Source organism: Corynebacterium sp. FDAARGOS 1242, from assembly GCF_016889985.1.
GTDB lineage: Bacteria > Actinomycetota > Actinomycetes > Mycobacteriales > Mycobacteriaceae > Corynebacterium > Corynebacterium minutissimum_B.
Window position 1 is genome coordinate 300531 of sequence record NZ_CP069568.1, and the last position, 18307, is coordinate 318837.

An 18307-nucleotide genomic window follows, 5' to 3' on the forward strand; every position below is an offset into this window, starting at 1 on the left:
CGCCCATGGCATCCAAGAAAAAAGAAGAAGTACGTAGTGAATCGGCTCTGGCAGCGGCGGTAGCGAGGATTGACCGTGACGCATTTGCGCCCAAAACCCGCCTGTACGCCCTAGCTAAGCAACTGGGCGTGGCCTCCAAGGACCTAGTTGAGCAGTTCGCAGAGATGGGCATGAAAAAATCTGCGCAGTCCTCGGCAACGCCGGAGGAGATTGGGCAGCTTATCGCCGCCCTTGCACCCGCCACCCACACCAAGGCCGAGGCCGCGGACGAGAAGATCGAGGATAAGGCCAACGAAGAGGCCGCAGCCGTAGCTGCAGAGGCATCGGCCGAGGAGAAGCCAGCGAAGACTGCCCCGAAGAAGCGGGCCAAGCGCGCGACGAAGCGCGTTGCCAAGGCCGACAAGACGGAGAAGGCAGCTAAGGAAACTAAGACAGCAAAGTCGAAAAAGGATAAGTCGAAGAAGGACAAGTCTGCGAAGGAGGACTCGTTCAGCCAGCCGGAGGACTCCACGGATAACGTTGCGGAACAGCCACAACAGCCCGTCCAGTCTGAACAGCTGAGCGAAGACGAGGAGAAGTTGCGCGAGCGCGTGCGCAAGAACGTTGACAACGAAATCTCCCAAATCGTGGACAAGGTCGATGCGGAGATGCTGCAGGAAGCCCTTGCCGAGTCTGGAGATGATGAGGACGAGGATGACCTCACCCCACTCATCACGCCGATGCCGGAGGAAGACCCAGAAGTCTACGACTTCGCACCAGTCTTCATGGCACCGCGGGCAACCCCGAAGCCACGGCGACAGCAGCCAGAGCAGCATGATGCAGATGACGTCGACGAGGATGCAGCACCATTGCGTGAGTCGCGTGGCCGCCGCCGTGGCAGCCGCGGTACTTCGCGTGGACGCGGTGCCGAGGGGCGCAGTGGCGACAGCCGTGGGGCTGAGCTTATCGACGAACCCAAGGCCATCAAAGGCTCGACCCGCATCGAAGCCCAACGCCGCCGCCGCGCTGAGCTGCGCGAGAAGGGCCGCGAGCGCCAGCACATCGTCTCCCAGGCCGAATTCTTGGCTCGCCGGGAATCGGTGGAGCGCACGATGGTGGTACGTGACAAGCAGCGCACCGACGGTGCCGGAATCATTACCCAGGTCGGTGTCTTGGAGGATGACCTTCTTGTCGAGCACTTTGTCACGACCGAATCGCATCCCTCCCAAATCGGCAACATCTACCTCGGCCGCGTACAAAACGTCCTGCCCTCGATGGAGGCCGCCTTCGTCGATATCGGACAGGGGCGAAATGGTGTGCTGTATGCGGGAGACGTCGATTGGCGCGCGCTCGGCATTGGTGGGCGCGGCCGCAAAATTGAAAATGCCCTGAAATCGGGTGATCAGATTCTGGTTCAGGTGGCCAAGGACCCAATCGGCCACAAGGGCGCACGCCTGACTACCCAGATCTCCCTGGCTGGTCGCTTCCTGGTCTATGTTCCGGGCGGGCGCAGCGCAGGTATTTCCCGAAAACTTCCGGCCCCAGAGCGCAAGCGCCTTAAGGGCATCTTGGAGCGCGTCATCCCCGGCGATGGTGGTGCCATCATCCGTACCGCGGCGGAGAATGTGCCGGAAGAGGACATCGCGACCGACGTCAACCGTCTGCACTCCTTGTGGGAGGACATCAGCGCCCGTGCTGCACACGAGAAGGTCACCAAGGGTGCTAAGCCGGTAACGATGTATGAGGAGCCGGACCTGCTCATCAAGGTGGTGCGTGACCTGTTTAACGAAGACTTCAGCACCTTGGTGGTTGATGGCCAGCGTTCCTACAACACGGTGAGCGCCTACGTGGATTCTATGGCGCATGACCTGGCGGACCGCGTCGTTCGCTATGACGCCAGCGAGCACGATGGCGAGGATGCCTTCAGCACTTACCGCATCGATGAACAACTGCACAAGGCTCTTAGCCGCAAGGTATGGCTGCCGTCCGGCGGCACGCTCATCATTGAGCGCACCGAGGCCATGACCGTCATCGACGTCAACACCGGCAAGTTCACCGGCTCTGGCGGCAACCTTGAGGAAACCGTCACACGCAACAACCTCGAGGCGGCCGAGGAGATCGTGCGCCAGATGCGCCTGCGCGATATGGGCGGCATGATCGTCGTCGACTTCATCGACATGGTTCTGCCCGAAAACCAGGACCTCGTCCTGCGCCGACTCAAGGAAGCTCTGGGGCGCGACCGCACACGCCACCAGGTTTCCGAGGTGACCTCGCTGGGCTTGGTGCAAATGACCCGTAAGCGCGTGGGCACCGGCTTGGTTGAGACCTTCTCTACCGAGTGCGAGGCCTGCAACGGCCGCGGCATTATCATCCACGAGTACCCAGTGGATGAGGAACCGGAGGAGGAGAACTCCAAGCCGCAGCGCCGAGGCCGTAAGGAGCGCCGCGCGCCACACCGCGATCCGAAGCAGCACCCGGCTGCCGTGCGAATGCACCGTCATGATGATGACGACGAGAATACTTCTGGTGTCGACGCAGATGACGTGGATGCGGTAGAAGATAAGGATTCTGCGCTCGAGGACCTTGTGGCTAACGTGGTGGTCGTCGACTCAGACGACGAAGCCTCCGGCCGCGACAACCGCGACGGCCGAGACGGCGATGACGAGGTCGAAGCTGGCACACCGGACAGCGCGTCCATCGGCTACGCCGTGGCGGAGAGCATGGCGCCGAAGAAGTCGAAGCGCTCCCGCAAGCCGCGCCGGGCAACACGTACCTCCCGCACGTCCGAGAAGAAGGCCGAGGTTCAGAGTCCGTCGCACGAAGAGCAGCCGAAGCAACGCTCGCGCCAGACTTACGAGGAGGCCGTTGAGGAATTCGAGAAGTCACCGCGCCGCAAGCGTCGCACGCGCGGCAACTCGCGTTCTGACGTCCGCCCGAAGCGTGAAGACTTCGAGCACGAGCCGCAAGCCCCGAAGGCAGCAGACGAGCAGGGAAGCAGCGCTGCCACGGCCCAGGAATCTGCCAAGCCCCAAGAATCTGGAAATGGCGACGTCACAACGGCGCGCAGCTCCCGCGGGCGTGGTCGTCGCCGTGCGGTGCGCCGCTCGATGAAATCCCAGCAGTCGGTTGTCATTGAGGAGGCGTCACAGGCATCGAAGTCCCGGCAACGCGACGAGACCCCCGCACGGGAGAAGGAAGGTGGGTCCAAGGGGGCGTCGGCACGCCGCAGGGGCGGGCGTGGTAGGCGCCGCGTAACCCGTCGCAGCTCGCGCTAGAAAAGGCGTTTTGCCTTTTCGGCACCTGACGGGGTAGTCTTTGACAGTCGCTGTTTAGACCATGAATGCGCTGGACGGGCCGCGCGCTGATGTCGCGCGTCTCTCGCGGCTTTTGGTCTGAACGCAATTGTCCAATGTCCATTCGCCAGGGGCATCACCCAGCCGCTGGCGAGCCGAGTTTAGATAAGGGGTAGCCCTCTATGTACGCGATCGTCAAGACCGGCGGAAAGCAGTACAAGGTTGCTGAAGGTGACCTCGTCAAGGTCGAGAAGATCGAGGGTGAGCCGGGTTCCTCCGTTGCTCTCACCCCGGTTCTGCTCGTCGATGGCGCAACCGTCAAGTCGAAGGCCGCAGACCTGGAGAAGGTCTCTGTCTCCGCTGAAATTGTCGAGCAGGGCAAGGGCCCGAAGATCGACATCCTCAAGTACAAGAACAAGACTGGTTACAAGCGTCGCCTCGGTCACCGTCAGCCGGTGACCACGCTGAAGATTACCGGTATCAAGTAAGCCTTAACCGGCTCTAATTCATCCCTGAAGGAGGGAAAACCACATGGCACACAAGAAGGGTGCTTCCAGCTCCAGCAACGGTCGCGATTCCGAGTCCAAGCGCCTCGGCGTCAAGCGCTTCGGCGGTCAGCAGGTTAAGGCCGGCGAGATCATCGTGCGTCAGCGCGGCACCAAGTTCCACCCGGGTGAGAACGTTGGTCGCGGCGGCGACGATACCCTGTTCGCTCTTGCTGCCGGCTCCGTTGAGTTCGGCGTTAAGCGCGGCCGCCGCATGGTTAACATCGTGCCGGCCGACGAGGTCGCTGCAGAAGCTACTGCATAAGACCAAGGCTTTCGCATTGTAAGTCCTTCCTCTTCTACAAGAAGGGAAGGACTTTCAGCGTTTTGTGGTTGCTTCGGTGTGCTCCGTTAGGAGCAGTCTATGAGTGTTTGGACTTGAAGCTGTATCGAACTATGAATGAAGGTTGCGGCATAAGTGCAGACCGTCGCTTGTCAGAAGTGTGATAGCGAAGTAGTATTCCGTTGGAATACCCTCAAGGGTGCGGTGACCGTGCCCTTTAATTCCCTCTAATGAGAGAACGGAAAAGCATATGAATAAGGTCTCTACTCGCCTCGCTGCGGTTATCGCAGCCGGTACCATCTCTATCGCAGGTGCGGGTTTTGCCGCTCCGGCCCTTGCACAGTCCGAAACCCCCTCTCCAGCAGCACCTGCCTCTCCTAGTGAAGAAGCAGCCGCCCCGTCTTCAGCTTCAGCTGCGGCGACACCTGGCTCTGAGTCTGGCGTGGACGTTCCTCCGGGACCTGCTACACCCAAGGAAGCCTCCCTCATTGACCCCAACCATGACGTCAAGCTGACTATCACCAAGTACCTTGGCGATCCGGGTGATACCAGTACCCCGCTTGCAGATACCGAATTCAAGGTTGAGCGCGTCAATGTGGACTTGACCACGCAGGAAGGTTGGAAGCAGCTCTCTGCCTTCACTGCAGAGGATGCTCCGATTGACGGCAACTTTACCGCTGTGACCAAGAAGACCGATGCTAGTGGTGTTGTCACCTTTGATACGGCAACTGACAACTTGAAGGTCGGCGCCTACAAGATCACTGAGATCAATCGCGGCGGCTACACCACCGCTCCGCCCTTCCTTATTACACTGCCACACGACGTGGATGGTAAGTGGAGCTACGAGCAGACCGTTCAGCCGAAGAACCAGAACCTGGTTCCCTCCAAGCAGGTTAAGGATGCTGATGCGACTATCGGCAAGCAGCTGACCTACACCGTCAACGCACCGGTACCCGCAGACACACTCACCCGCTTCATTATTCAAGACCCGCTCAACGAGGCTTTGGAGGTCAAGCCGGAAGATGTAAAGGTCTCGCTTGCTGGTGCCACCAATGGTGCAACGCTGGCAGCCGAGGATTACACGACCACCCTGGATGCTGCTTCCAATACCCTGCAGGTGGAGTTCACCAAGGCGGGCCTTGCCAAGTTGCAGGAAGCCCGTAAGGGGGCGCCTGGCCTGAAGGTTCTCGTTGAGTTCCCTGCCACCATCACTAAGGCCCCAGAAGGCGGCGAGATCACCAACACCGCGAAGATCCTCCTCCCCAACGGTGCTGAGGTAGATACCAACGGTGATGACCCGGCTACCCCGGATGTAGAGGACAATCCCACCAAGACCACGTTCGGTACCCTGACCATCACCAAGACTTCTGGCAATGCCAAAGAGGGCGATTCCCTTGACGGAGCCGAGTTCGAGCTCTACCAGTGCAAGAAGGAAGGCGAGAATTGGCAGCTGCTCGGTTCCCCGCTGAACATGGCGACCACTGCGGAAGGTACTCCAGCAACTACGATTACTACCACCGGTTCTGCGGGCACCGCACCAAGCCTCAAGTCTGAGGCAAAGGGTTATGCCATCCCGGTGCAGTCTTTTGCTGCTGCCACCGGCGTGACTACCAAGGACTACTGTGTGCTTGAGACCAAGGCTCCGAAGAACTTCGTCCGTAACGAGGTTCCGCAGCACGTCACTGTGGACGTGGCCGCTAAGACTTTGGCCGTTGAAGTCGACAACCAGCGCAACTCCGTTTTGGGTCAGCTTCCGGCTACCGGTGCCTGGGGAATCGTCTTGGTATTCCTTGTGGGTCTCGCGCTGCTGGCCCGTGGTATCTACACCTCCTACAAGGATTCCCGCACTGCTTAAATAGGGGTTTCCGGGAAGGCGGGGCACTGCATGACCCAACGCAGAAGGCGACGTCGTAATCCGCGCTCCATTGTTTATCTCATCCTGGCGCTGCTGGTGTTCTTGTCCCCAGTCGTGGTGACGTACTACAAGAACATTGAGCAGCACCAGATCGCAGAGGAATACACGCGTTCAGTGTCGCGCTTGTCTGAAGATGAGCGCGCCGCTGAATTCGCGCGGGCTGCGGAGTATAACGCGCAACTGCCGGAAGTCGGAGCCCCAGATCCGTGGGTCAACGGTGTTGATGTCAATTCACCTGCTTACACGAATTATCTAGATATCCTGCGCACCGCAGGCCCCATGGCCCGCGTGCGAGTTCCGAGCGTAGGCATTGACTTGCCGGTGTACCACGGGACGTCGACAAGCGTGCTTGCCCATGGCGTAGGGCACCTGTACGGAACCGCACTTCCAGTGGGAGGTGAGGGAACACATTCGGTGCTCACGGGGCACACGGGGCTTGCCACCCTGACCATGTTCGACAACCTTACCCACATCACGACCGGTGAAGTGTTCACCGTGGAAGTTATGGGTGAGGTCCTAGCCTACAAGGTCACAGGGATCGAAACCGTTCTTCCAGAAGAAATCGAACACCTTCAGGTCGAGGAGGGGCGAGACCTTCTCACCCTCGTCACCTGCACACCGTATGGCATCAACTCCCATCGGCTACTGGTCCATGGTGAGCGCACGGATGTGCCCGCCAACTATGACCAAGGATTCAAGCCCCCGTGGCAGTCGTGGATGACCGTAGCCATTGCTGTTGTTGTCTTTATTGTTGCCTACCTGCTTTGGCTCTTGGCTCGGCGCCGTAAGAAGCGCCAGCAAGGCCAAGAGGTTTATCGTTAGCGAAAGTTCATATGCTCATGAAGATCCATGCTCACTTCAACGGACACGTCGCGTCCGTGCTCGCGGTTTTCATGATCGTATGTCTGAGCCTGCTGCATGTGGCTCCGGCTTTGGCCGAGTCCAACGCCAGCTTGGTCATTGCAAAAACTCTGGGCTCTGGTGCGCAGGGAGAGCCTGCCGATACGCAGGCACGGTTCAAGGCCGTTCGGCTCATTGATGTTCCAGGTGACGCTACGACGGATCTGGGCAAGCTCGCCCAAGACAACCCGCGCTTGTTGAGTAGTGACCCCGGCGTGCGCACGGATCCACCCCAGTTTGCAGATACGGATGCCGAAGGTAAAGCGGCTTTCTTCAACCTGGAACCTGGGGTATACCAAATCTCTGAAGTCAATCAAGCAGTCGGCAACGAACACCGCGATATAGCTACGCCTATCTTGGTTTATGTAGGGCACAAGACCGCGCTCATTCGTGCGAAGAACCAGCCTACGGTTATCGGAAAGAAAGCAAACACGGACACTGCAACGCAGGGAAGCGACGTAGTCTTCCACATCACTACCTCTGTCCCGCCTCGGGACGCCAATGAGCAACTTCATCAGTACGTTGTCGTGGATGCCTTAGATTCCCGGTTGAAACTGGTGGGGATCCGCAACGTGCGCATTAACAACGTTCAGGGACGCGTGGAACTGCGCGAAGGGGAGCACTTCACGGTTGATGCGGTTAATAACCGAGTGGTTTTCTCGATGAACAAGACGGGTTTATCGAAGCTTGCGCAGAGCCGTGATGGTAACCCGGATACCTCCGTGCGCTTCGACATCCTCACCACGGTTGATAAGAACCTCCAGGAGTGGTCTCCGATTCGCAACACCGCACTGTTTTCCCCTGATGGGTACTGTGTCCCGCAACCAGACCAGACACAGACGGATGCTGCAGATTACCGTTTGACGGCCGACGTAGAGCAACACGATGGAACTCTTTCTCCTCTTGACTGTCGGGTGGGGCGTGCTCCGGAGAAATCCAACACAGTTGAAGTCGGCGTTAAGAAGGAGGGAGACCACAATGGGTCTAGTTCATCTCAGCTGTGGTGGCCTTTCGCAGCCCTGCTGGCAGCGTTGGGCCTAGGTTCTTCTTCCTCCTCCGGAGGCTCATCGCAGCCGCCGAGTAATGATTCGCCTTCCGCTGAACCCACCACGCAACAGCCGAACGGGAAAGCCACCACGTCACCCAGTGAGAGCTCTGGCAACACAACTAAGCCAGGTCCGGTGCGTCAAGCGATTGACTCGCTGGCCAGTACCGGTGCAAGTGTTATCGGCTTTATCTTGGCCGGCCTGACGCTCATTGCTCTTGCCATCGTCTTCCTCACACGCCGCCGTGATTCTGAGGACGCAATACTTGAAGTGGACGATAGCGATTCCCAGGCGGGTGAGAAACCATGATGCTGTCTTTCCGCCCTTTACACCAACCTCAATCTTTAGGAGCTCTCGTGCACGTGACCGCTCTGAGCACAGCGCTAAAGCGCTTCTGCGCAGTGATCGTTGTCGCTGTAGTTGTCGTTGTTGGACTGGCTTTGCCTAACACTCCGTGGGAAGAGCACACAAGTGCGCAAGCCGAGGCGCAGATTTCACGGAACTGGAGCACGAACGAGAACGTGTACCGCCAATGTGCTTTCCGCAAAGGTACGGGCGAGGTGGCGCCGTATGCTCAGCAGTTGTGTTGGATCGACATGGCAGGCCTGCTGGAAGGTCTGTCCGATAAACCCAAGAATGTAACCAAGGACTTGGGCCGCTACGAACTGAGCTATACCGTAAATCTCCTTAAATACTCTGAACGCGTAGGCGGAGGAAGCACCAATTGGTCTACCGATGTGAATCAGTTCGGCCTTTCTACAGGCCCAGTCAATGGTCGTGTTTTCGGCAACGAGCTTGGCGGAGTGCAGTATTTCTCGCCATTTGCCGGTGATAGCGCTTCCCCTGCTGTCACGTTCACCAACCCTAGCAGTTTGGGGGATCCCGGCCAGATGGCTAAAGTTCAGTTCCGAAATATCAAGGTCAAGGACAAGGCTACCGGTACCTACGTTAAGGACTACCGGCTGACTGCCATCGATGCTGAGGCTACCGAGTCTGGCTTGTACGGCGAGAACATGAGCTTTGATGCTCCTGAGCTGAACCAAGACGTGGAACTATACCGAAGGTTTACACCTCCTGAGCATCTTTCGGCCTGCGATCCCGCGAGGCAACCGAAGAATATTCTGGGACCAGGTGAGGAAAGCTACTACAATCGCGGAGACAATACTTTCAAGGACGTCTACTGCAAGGAATACACCAGCTTCCAAAACCCAGCGGGTACGTACATTCTGGGCGGGGATGGGATTACCTCGCTCGATGTCGGTTTGTTTACCCGTTATAGGACGCAGGCCTTTGCTCTGTCGCTCAACATGGGACGCATGACCGGTAATGTCGCTCCGGTAGATACCACCATGGAGAAGGCGGCGACCGGCCAGGAAACCAGCTTCGATTTTTCCATGGCTACTCGACTGGGAAGCACCGAGATACCCGTTCCGTGGCAAGGCGAGGGAACCTATACCCAGACACTGCGTCAGATGGATCCCGTGAATTCTTTAGGAAATACCGCCCGTGACGTCATGCTTTTTCGCTCCAGTGCACAAGGCGAGCAAAGAAACCTCGCCTTCAACCGTTACGAGCCAACATGGCAATGCACCGACCCCGCGGATGCGACGAAGAGTATCACGGTGAAGGAAGGCAGTATCCCGGCGGGCAAGGGAGTGTCCCTGGAAAAAGATACTGCCACGGGAACCTCGACTTTGGTGATGGAGAATAAAACGTCAGTGCCCATGACGTGCAAGGTCACATGGAAACCGAAGTTTAAACCGTCTTCTCTTAACCTGCGCAAGACTGTTTCCGGTACGGCTAAGAGCTACAAAGATATCCAGCTGCGGACTTACGATCTTGGTTATTCGTGTACTGAACCGGCCGGCTTTAAGGCAGCATATCCAGAAATCAAGCTTGCAGATTCCCGCCCGCTTGCCGACGGCGCCAGCTACACGGTTTCCGGTTTGCCTGCGGGAGCAACCTGTACTCTGGTCGAAAACAATGCGCAGCCCAGCCCGGGTACAAGCCTGAAACTGACGTGGTCGGGCAATGGCGTGACCCAGGGAACCGGCAACACACCTTCAGCGAAAGTCAAACTTGCCGAGGGGACGACAAACGCCACTGGTATCAGTAGCGTTTCCGCGGGCAACGACTTCCACGGACATACCGGTACCCTTAATGTGTCTAAGCACATCCACGGTGAGGCTGTGAATAATTTGGGTAGCCCGCGTGACTACCGCTTTGAATTGACCTGTGATAGCGCAAACTACCAACAGATTGTCACTATGACCACAACGGGTTCGGGGAACAATGAACTCGATGGAAAAGCCCAGTTTACGTCCGTACCTTTGGGGCGTGATTGTGTGCTCAAGCCGTTGTCCGGTTTGACTGGTTCGGAAACCGAAACCATCGTGTTCAATGGCCGTACAGTGAAGCTCGATGGGACAGTTATTGAAAAGAATGAGGCCGAAGCTTACCCACTCAAGCTTCCCGATTCCGATCAGCCACAAGAAGCGTCCAACGTGACCATCGACGCGATGTATTCCTTCCAAAAGCGTGATGTCAAGGTGTATAAGTCCTTGATTGGTCCCGCTGCGGCTAAGGTACCGACGGATGGGGTTTACGAGGTTTCCTATGTGTGTGAAACCCCCGACGAGGCTGCGGGCAAGGTGGAAGGAACTCTGCAACTAGCAAGTGGTGAGAGTAACGCACAGTATATTAAAGGGGCTCGCGTAGGTTCCGAATGCCGTATCTGGGAATCGAAACAGCCCGAGTTTCAGAACCAAGTTGTAGACCGTACCCGTATTACCGCGTCCAATACCTCTGACCAGGTAACCACGTTGAGTAACGATGAAGCACAGACCACACCGGTGCTTAAGGTCGATGACACCACTGACGCAAAGCAAAATACGGTGACGGTGTCGAACCACTATGTCAGTAGGCTGGCTACCGTCGACGTCAGCAAGCTTGTCCGCGCCCAACTCGGTCTTTCGAACTTGCTACCTGCGAACTACGAGATTTCTTTTGACTGCGGTGTGCGCAATGTGGAGTCGTCTGACGGGGCGTATACCAACGTGGATCTGCGCGGAACCCTCAGCATCGCGGGAAGTGAAACGAAAAACCTCGTAGCCGACGTGGCAGATTCAGCACTGGGGTCTTTGGTAAACGACGGCCCCGCAGGTGTAATGCGTGTGCCCTACGGCAATACGTGCCGTTTCTCCGAAAAGGATCCGGACACCGTTCGCGGAGTGGACTGGACATCCAATGCGGGTTCGATTGAGCTCGCTGTGGATGAACCTGCAGAAAAAGCCGATATCGTGAATACCTTCCAGGCTGCTGGCGATGGTGTGACCATCAAGCAACGAACCTCCGGCATCGACGATTTTGCCCAGCCAGTCGAGTACTCCCTGTCGTGCGTGGCATCGAATGGCACGTCACTCGATTTGGGAGAGCATGCTCGATTTACTATGCAGCCGGGAGTGTCCTCCTACCAAGTGCCTAACAGCACTATTCCGGAAGGCAGTAACTGTCACCTGAAGGAACTTAACGTTGACACTGGCAAGCGCGGGGATGGATACGAAATCCACCGTAATTCCACGCTCAAGGCAGACGAGATTTCCAAGACTTTTGAGACCGCAGAAGGTGTCGACTCCGGAACCTTTGCCGTGGGACCGCAGACTGTGGTTAACATCGGCCATTCTTATGATTATTCCGATAAAAAGATGACCATTACCAAGGACGTTCAGTTCGACGCCGACACCGCTCAGTACATTTCACAGGTACGCAAGAACGTGAAATATCAGCGTGAATTCGATGTCAGCGTAGTGTGCACTCCGCCGGATGGCGGCGTTACCGTGTCTCACAATGGCAAAGTCAGCTCCTCGCAGTCCTCGAACACGGATACGCATACGTTGGAGTTCACAGATATTCCTGATGGCTCGACATGCCGGGTAACGGAAGGTGATACCACCGCAGCTGAGGGCATCACCTTCACACAGGAAGTAGCCGCTGGTGGTAAACGTGCAGAGAAAACACTGGAGTTTACCGTCAACGGAGACTCCCCAGTCAGCCTTATTAATACCTACAAGCGCACCTTGGCGAAGGTTGATCTCACCAAGATTGCCAGTACCCCGATTGACATTGAGAAGGCCCAGCCGGACGTAAGCGGTGACAGTGTTTATTACACGCACAACTTCACCATGGTGTGCTCTGATCCTGAAGGCACCAGCGCAGAATCCGGTGACCTGCCGCCGATTGAGGTCAAGCAGATTACGGGGCCCGGCCACACCCAATTTGTGGATGTCCCTGTTGGAGCAAACTGTTCCATTACCGGTGATAAATTTGGCCAGCTGGATCTCAAGAAGTCGCAGGGTGAGGGCAAGCCGACCCTCGAAACGCATCTGATCCCGCAGAAGGTGGAGTGGCGCCTGCAACGCAATGACGCCGAGCCCTTCATTGATTCTGAGATCACGGAAGGAACCACGACCTCGCAGCCGATTTCCATCAAAGCTGACAATGCGGATGGAACGTCGAACAACGTGCTTACTCTGACGAATTACTACACGTTCGTCAAATCTAAAGTGAAGATGACCAAGAAGATTGTCGCCGAAGCTGATGACGTGAAGCTCTTGCGCAGCGCCAATCCTCCGGTGAACTTTAACTTCTCCTACCAGTGTCAAGGCGTGGGTTACTCCACTTCTAACGTGGGGCTGCCTACGGAATTGGGAGCTGCAGATACCGCAGCTTTCCCTGATTCCACTCCATTGTTCACCAGTCCAGAAGTGGAAGTGCCATCTGGTGCATGGTGTACGGCAACAGAAGCTGAGCCGTCTTTTACTCCGTCTGAGTTGACGTGGAGCCAAAACTCCAAGGATATTTCCCAACGCGTGGGGTCAGCTGACTCGGCCGTAGAGTCTTTCGACTTTGTTAACACTTATCAACGCCGCACTGTGCCTGTGCGCATCGTTCCGATGCAGGATGGATACCTAGGTGGCGCAGATGGAGCCAACTACGAATATGACTTGGTATGCAAGGATCCTTCGGGTACGCAAGAGTCCTTTAATATTCCTGCGGCAAGCACTAACTCCACCTACACGGTGACCGATACCGCCGAGCCATCTGGCGGCACCATTGTAGAACTACCCGTCGGTTATGACTGCACCTTGGATCTGAGCAAGTCCTCGGCCCTTCAACCACGAGTACAACTGGAAGCGACCAGGTCCGAGCGCACTCCATATGTGGAATTCGGTAAGTGGATCGGCGGACAGCCCGATGCCCACAACCCGACAAAGAAGCTTGCTTCACTGACCGCTGATGAGGTCACGGATGCGATGAAGAAGTACAGCTATGACTTCCGCATTGATCCGAAATTGCAGTCACGTTCCGGTGAGCCGGTCATGACGCTGGGTGCGGAGGCTATGCACCTTCGAGACCGTGTTGACGTCACTTTCACCAAGACGTCGACTGGTGCAGCAGGCGAAGGAAAGACCTTTAGCTTCGCATCGAGTTGTGGTGATGCATCGTTCGATCTCAAATCCGGAGAATCACACACGCTGCAAGGAATTGAAGTAGATCGCACGTGCACGGTCCGTGAGCAGACTGCCGAAGGACACGTAGGCGCTGTTGTCTCCGTTGACAGCGCTGGCGACCGTTTAGGCACGCCAACAGCGCGAACCACGACCGACACTGATGGACGCCTTGCCGGCGGTACGTGGACTTTCGACGTGCTTCCGGTAAGTGCCCCAAGCGATCTGTCGACGGATGGGCCGCAGTGGGCATTAACGGCGAAGAACTCCTTCCCGGGACTCAAGGTGAAGAAGAAGATCGATGGCGCACCGATTAGCGCGCTCAGCGGAGCAGTAGCCGATACCGCAATTCTGCCGGATTCGGCTCAGACCATGCGCTTTACCTATGAAGTTGAGAACGAAGGTGCCCTGCACATCGGCAACTTCTTGGTCAAGGAGCCCGAGCTAGCTGGTTTTACAGTTCGCGATAGCGCTGGTGAAGAGTATGTGATCAACAATAACGGCCTCATACCGGTCGGCGTATGCAATTTGGGTGACGGCGGCCGGCTAGCCGCGGGGGAGAAGCGGAGTTGCTCTTTTGATGTGGTGATAGACCAGAACACAGACACAGCCTTTAGCTATAAGGGAACGGTAACGGTCACCGCAGACGCTTACGCTGGTGAATCTGACGCAGCACCGTCATCCCAGGTATCGGCTTCTGATACTTATGGGGCGCTGCGCTTGAGCGGCCTGTTGGCCGCGATGTTGCCGGATACTGGCATACAGACGTTGGTATGGGTGCTGGTCTTAGGTCTTGCAGTATTGGCTCTGGGTCTATGGATATACATGCGCAACAGGGAGGACGATGACGAAGCGGAAGAATAAGCGCCGTTCCTTCTGGCTCATCGTCGCCGGAATCCTCATTCTGCTGTATCCCATTGTTGCTACGCAGTACAACGACTATCAACTGCACCAGCAAGCGGAGTCATATGGCCGGTCGGTGCGTGACATCGACCCGCCAACGCAGCGCCAACTCTACATTCATGCAGCGCATGAGTATAACGACTGGCTGGCGCAGCAAGGGCACCACGCTTATCCACCGACGCCCGACTCACCTGGCTTCGAGCGTTACTTAGATACCCTCAACGCTCCGGAGACGGGTGGAGTAATAGCCCGTTTGCGCATTGCCTCCATCGGTGTGGATCTGCCGGTCTTTCACACCACAGCCTCTTCAGTTTTGTATAGCGGGGCTGGCCACATGTTCGGTTCCTCGCTTCCTGTTGGCGGCCCCGGAACCAATGCGGTGATTTCTGCGCATACCGGAATGGTTAACGCCTCAATGTTTGATAATCTTCCCCGCTTGCGGGATGGTGAGACCGTGACTGTTGACGTCATGGGGGAAACGCTCACCTATAAAGTTACTGGCCGTGAGGTGGTCAAGCCCGAAGACTATGAAGCTGTGACGTATGAAGCGGGCAAAGACAAGCTCACGCTTATTACCTGCACGCCCTATGGCATCAATACAGATCGCCTGCTCGTGCATGCGGAAAGAGTGAACACGCAGGCAGAGCAAGAAACTGGCTGGCAACCTAAGCTATCGTGGTGGATGATTTTAGCGCTTCTCCTCATCGCCGCAGTGCTGGCGATCGTGTGGTGGAATGAGCGGCGCCACAGGAAGGCGCGTAGACAGCGAGTAGACTGACTACCTTTAGACATTGAATACAGAGTCGATTCGACAACTGGTAACGGCCAGTTGGGAGAGTAGCGAGCATGGCACGATTCATTGACCGAGTGGTATTGCACCTGCAGGCAGGCGACGGCGGCCATGGCTGCGTGTCCGTCCACCGTGAAAAGTTTAAGCCGCTCGGCGGTCCCGATGGCGGCAATGGCGGCCACGGCGGAGACATCCTTCTTGAGGTCTCCTCCCAGATCCACACTCTGATGGACTTTCATTACCGCCCGCACATCAAGTCCGAGCGCGGCGGCAACGGTGCCGGCGATATGCGCAATGGTGCACGTGGCAAGGACCTCATTCTCGAAGTACCAGTGGGCACAGTTGTCTACACCGAGGACGGCGACATGCTCGCAGACTTGACGGTGCCAGGAACCCGATTCGTGGCAGCTGAAGGTGGCTTCGGTGGTCTAGGCAATGCAGCTTTGGCTTCCGCTTCCCGAAAGGCACCCGGATTCGCACTGCAGGGAGAACCCGGCGAGGCCCGTGAACTGGTGCTGGAGCTAAAATCAATGGCAGATGTGGGACTGGTGGGCTTCCCCTCGGCAGGTAAGTCCTCGCTGATTTCGGTGCTTTCGGCAGCCAAGCCAAAAATCGGTGATTACCCCTTCACCACCCTCCAGCCCAACCTGGGTGTGGTGGATATGGGGCATGAGTCTTTCACCATGGCGGACGTCCCAGGGCTTATCCCGGGAGCGGCCGAAGGCAAGGGGCTCGGCTTGGACTTTTTGCGCCACATCGAGCGCACCGCGGTACTCGCCCATGTGGTGGATACCGCCTCGATTGAGCCGGGCCGTGACCCAGTATCCGATATTGAAGCGCTCGAGACCGAGCTAGCCAAGTACCAAGAGCTGCTGGATCAGGACACCGGCCTCGGGGACTTGCGCGAGCGCCCCCGCGTCATCATCCTCAACAAGGCCGATGTACCGGAGGCAGAGGAACTCGCTGAGTTCGTTAAAGAGGACCTTGAAGAGAAATTCGGTTGGCCCGTGTTTGTCATCTCGGCCGTAGCGCGCAAGGGCTTGGACCCGCTCAAGTACAAACTCATGGAGATGGTCAACGAGCACCGCAAGTCCCAGCCGAAGGCTAAGGCGGATAAAGCGCACACCATCATTCAGCCGAAATCTGTTGCTAAGAAAAAGGGCCGCTTCGCCGACTTCACCATCACCAAGGACCCCGAGGTGGAGGGCGGCTTCATCGTCGAAGGCGAGAAGATCGACCGCTGGATCCGCCAGACGGATTTCGAGAACGACGAGGCCGTGGGCTACCTCGCGGACCGCTTGGCCAAGGCCGGCGTGGAGGCGGAGTTGCACAAGATGGGCGCGGAGGAAGGCTGCCCGGTGACCATCGGGGATATCACCTTCGAGTACGAGCCGATGGCCGGCGGACGCGCCACCGATGCTGGTCGCGGTCAGGATGGCCGCCTCATGGGCGCCAACCGTGTGTCCGCCGCCGAGCGTAAGCGAGCCTCCCAAGCGCGCCGCGGTTTGGTGGATGAGTTCGACTATGGCGTGGATGAGGAAGTCACCCGCGAGTCCGCGAACCGCGATCGCTGGCAGGGCTAGCCCGGTATACTGAGCTGGTATGTCATCCGAAAACGACAACCAGCTCGACTATCCTCTCCCTCTCGAACCTTTCGAGGGGCCAACCCCGGACATGGAGTATCCGGCAGCGCCCGCTCTTTCGGAAAAATCCAGCGGGTTCTCCTCACCGTTGCGTGAGCAGATTTCTGAAGCCAAACGCATCGTCATCAAAATTGGCTCATCCTCGCTGACCCGTGATGACTTTGTCACGTCCACGGAGAAGATCGACAAGATCGTGGATGCCGTGTGCGCGCGTATGCATGTCTCCGACATCATCATCGTGTCTTCGGGTGCCGTAGCTGCAGGTATGGGCCCACTCGGCCTGACTACGCGTCCCACAGACCTGGCTACCAAGCAGGCAGCCGCCGCAGTGGGGCAGGTCCACTTGGCCTATGAGTGGGGTGTGTCCTTCGCCCGCTACAACCGTACGATTGGGCAGGTGTTGTTGACCGCGTCGGACGTCGGCAAGCGCGATCGCGCCCGCAATGCCCAGCGCACCATTGACCGGCTGCGTCAGATGCGTACGGTGCCGATTGTGAATGAGAATGACACCGTGGCGACCTCCGAGATGCACTTCGGCGATAACGACCGTCTCTCCGCGCTCGTGGCCAACCTTGTCGGCGCGGACGCGCTCTTCCTGTTCTCCGACGTGGATGGCCTCTATGACAAGAACCCGGCGGAGCCGGACGCAACGTTCGTCGAAGAGGTGCGCACCGGTAAGGACCTCAAGGCAGTTGTCGCTGGTGATGGTGGCAAGGTCGGCACCGGCGGCATGGCCACGAAGGTCTCCGCCGCCCGCCTGGCCACCCGCGGCGGCATCCCGGTGCTGTTGACTTCGACGGACAATATTGGGCAGGCGCTTGACGACGCCTCCGTGGGCACCGTCTTCCACACCCGCGAGGAGCGCCGCCTCTCCGCGTGGAAGTTCTGGGCTTTGTATTGCGCAGATACTGGCGGCTCCTTGCGCCTAGATGAGGGCGCCATGGAAGCCGTGGTGCGCGGCGGAAACTCCCTGCTGGCCGTGGGAATCACGGACATCAAGGGTGAGTTCAGTGCCGGCGAGATCGTCGACATCATGGGCCCGAAGGGCCAGGTCATCGGTCGTGGTGAGGTGGGCTACGACTCCGCCACGCTGCGTGACCTGCTGGGCAAGCACACCGAGGAGCTGCCGGAGGATATGCGCCGTCCCGTTGTCCACGCGGATTACCTGTCTAATTTCGCATCCCGAATTTAATGCGTTATTTCATGGGCCCCGATGTGTGGGCGCCAACAGTGCAGGACATCGACGCCGCGGGGCATAAACGAGTGGAAAGCCTCGCCGAGGCCGAGGTCTGCGTCAACACCTCCTCGGACTCGGCTGCGGTGCCGGAAGGTCACCCGCTGTATGACCTGCCTAATGCCACAATGACGCCCCATATGGGCGCATCTTTTCAGGTGGCCGAGCACCACATGGGTGCTATCTTCACCGCCAACGCCGCCGCGTGGGAGCGCGGTGAACCGATGCCCACGCGCCTCGACCCAGACGCCGGATACTAGTGGAGGACA

The 18307-nt window shown here is 57.8% G+C and carries 11 protein-coding genes; all 11 read left to right on the plus strand.

Features of this window, described 5'->3' with window-relative positions:
- The first annotated feature begins 5 nt into the window (after positions 1-5).
- On the plus strand, positions 6-3254 hold the full coding sequence (locus I6J72_RS01460; protein WP_204099653.1) for a translation initiation factor IF-2 N-terminal domain-containing protein: 3249 nt from the start codon (positions 6-8) through the stop codon (positions 3252-3254).
- A 200-nt stretch (positions 3255-3454) separates the two neighbouring features.
- A complete protein-coding gene (gene rplU, locus I6J72_RS01465; protein ID WP_010190885.1) occupies positions 3455-3760 on the plus strand; it encodes a 50S ribosomal protein L21 in 306 nt (101 codons plus the stop codon).
- A 43-nt stretch (positions 3761-3803) separates the two neighbouring features.
- Entirely contained in the window at positions 3804-4082 is a 279-nt protein-coding gene (gene rpmA / locus I6J72_RS01470) for a 50S ribosomal protein L27 (protein ID WP_039676398.1), read from the plus strand.
- A 268-nt stretch (positions 4083-4350) separates the two neighbouring features.
- The gene (locus tag I6J72_RS01475; RefSeq protein ID WP_070669517.1) at positions 4351-5955 is read left to right on the plus strand and encodes a SpaH/EbpB family LPXTG-anchored major pilin; all 1605 of its coding nucleotides are present in this window, start codon (positions 4351-4353) and stop codon (positions 5953-5955) included.
- Positions 5956-5985: 30 nt separating this feature from the next.
- Entirely contained in the window at positions 5986-6837 is an 852-nt protein-coding gene (locus tag I6J72_RS01480) for a class C sortase (protein WP_204099654.1), read from the plus strand.
- An 11-nt stretch (positions 6838-6848) separates the two neighbouring features.
- Positions 6849-8270 carry an isopeptide-forming domain-containing fimbrial protein gene (locus I6J72_RS01485; protein ID WP_204099655.1) on the plus strand — a complete coding sequence of 474 codons (1422 nt, stop codon included), beginning with the start codon at positions 6849-6851 and terminating at the stop codon, positions 8268-8270.
- 53 nt (positions 8271-8323) lie between these two features.
- Entirely contained in the window at positions 8324-14332 is a 6009-nt protein-coding gene (locus tag I6J72_RS01490) for a DUF5979 domain-containing protein (RefSeq protein WP_204099656.1), read from the plus strand.
- Positions 14313-15149 carry a class C sortase gene (locus I6J72_RS01495; RefSeq protein ID WP_204099657.1) on the plus strand — a complete coding sequence of 279 codons (837 nt, stop codon included), beginning with the start codon at positions 14313-14315 and terminating at the stop codon, positions 15147-15149. Before I6J72_RS01490 ends, I6J72_RS01495 begins: the two co-directional genes overlap by 20 nt.
- Positions 15150-15217: 68 nt before the next feature.
- Complete coding sequence (gene obgE / locus I6J72_RS01500; RefSeq protein ID WP_204099658.1) at positions 15218-16744, plus strand: GTPase ObgE; 1527 nt, start codon at positions 15218-15220, stop codon at positions 16742-16744.
- Positions 16745-16835: 91 nt separating this feature from the next.
- The gene (gene proB, locus I6J72_RS01505) at positions 16836-17996 is read left to right on the plus strand and encodes a glutamate 5-kinase (RefSeq protein ID WP_239107550.1); all 1161 of its coding nucleotides are present in this window, start codon (positions 16836-16838) and stop codon (positions 17994-17996) included.
- Positions 17996-18298 carry a hypothetical protein gene (locus I6J72_RS01510; protein ID WP_204100536.1) on the plus strand — a complete coding sequence of 101 codons (303 nt, stop codon included), beginning with the start codon at positions 17996-17998 and terminating at the stop codon, positions 18296-18298. Before proB ends, I6J72_RS01510 begins: the two co-directional genes overlap by 1 nt.
- Positions 18299-18307: the final 9 nt, after the last annotated feature.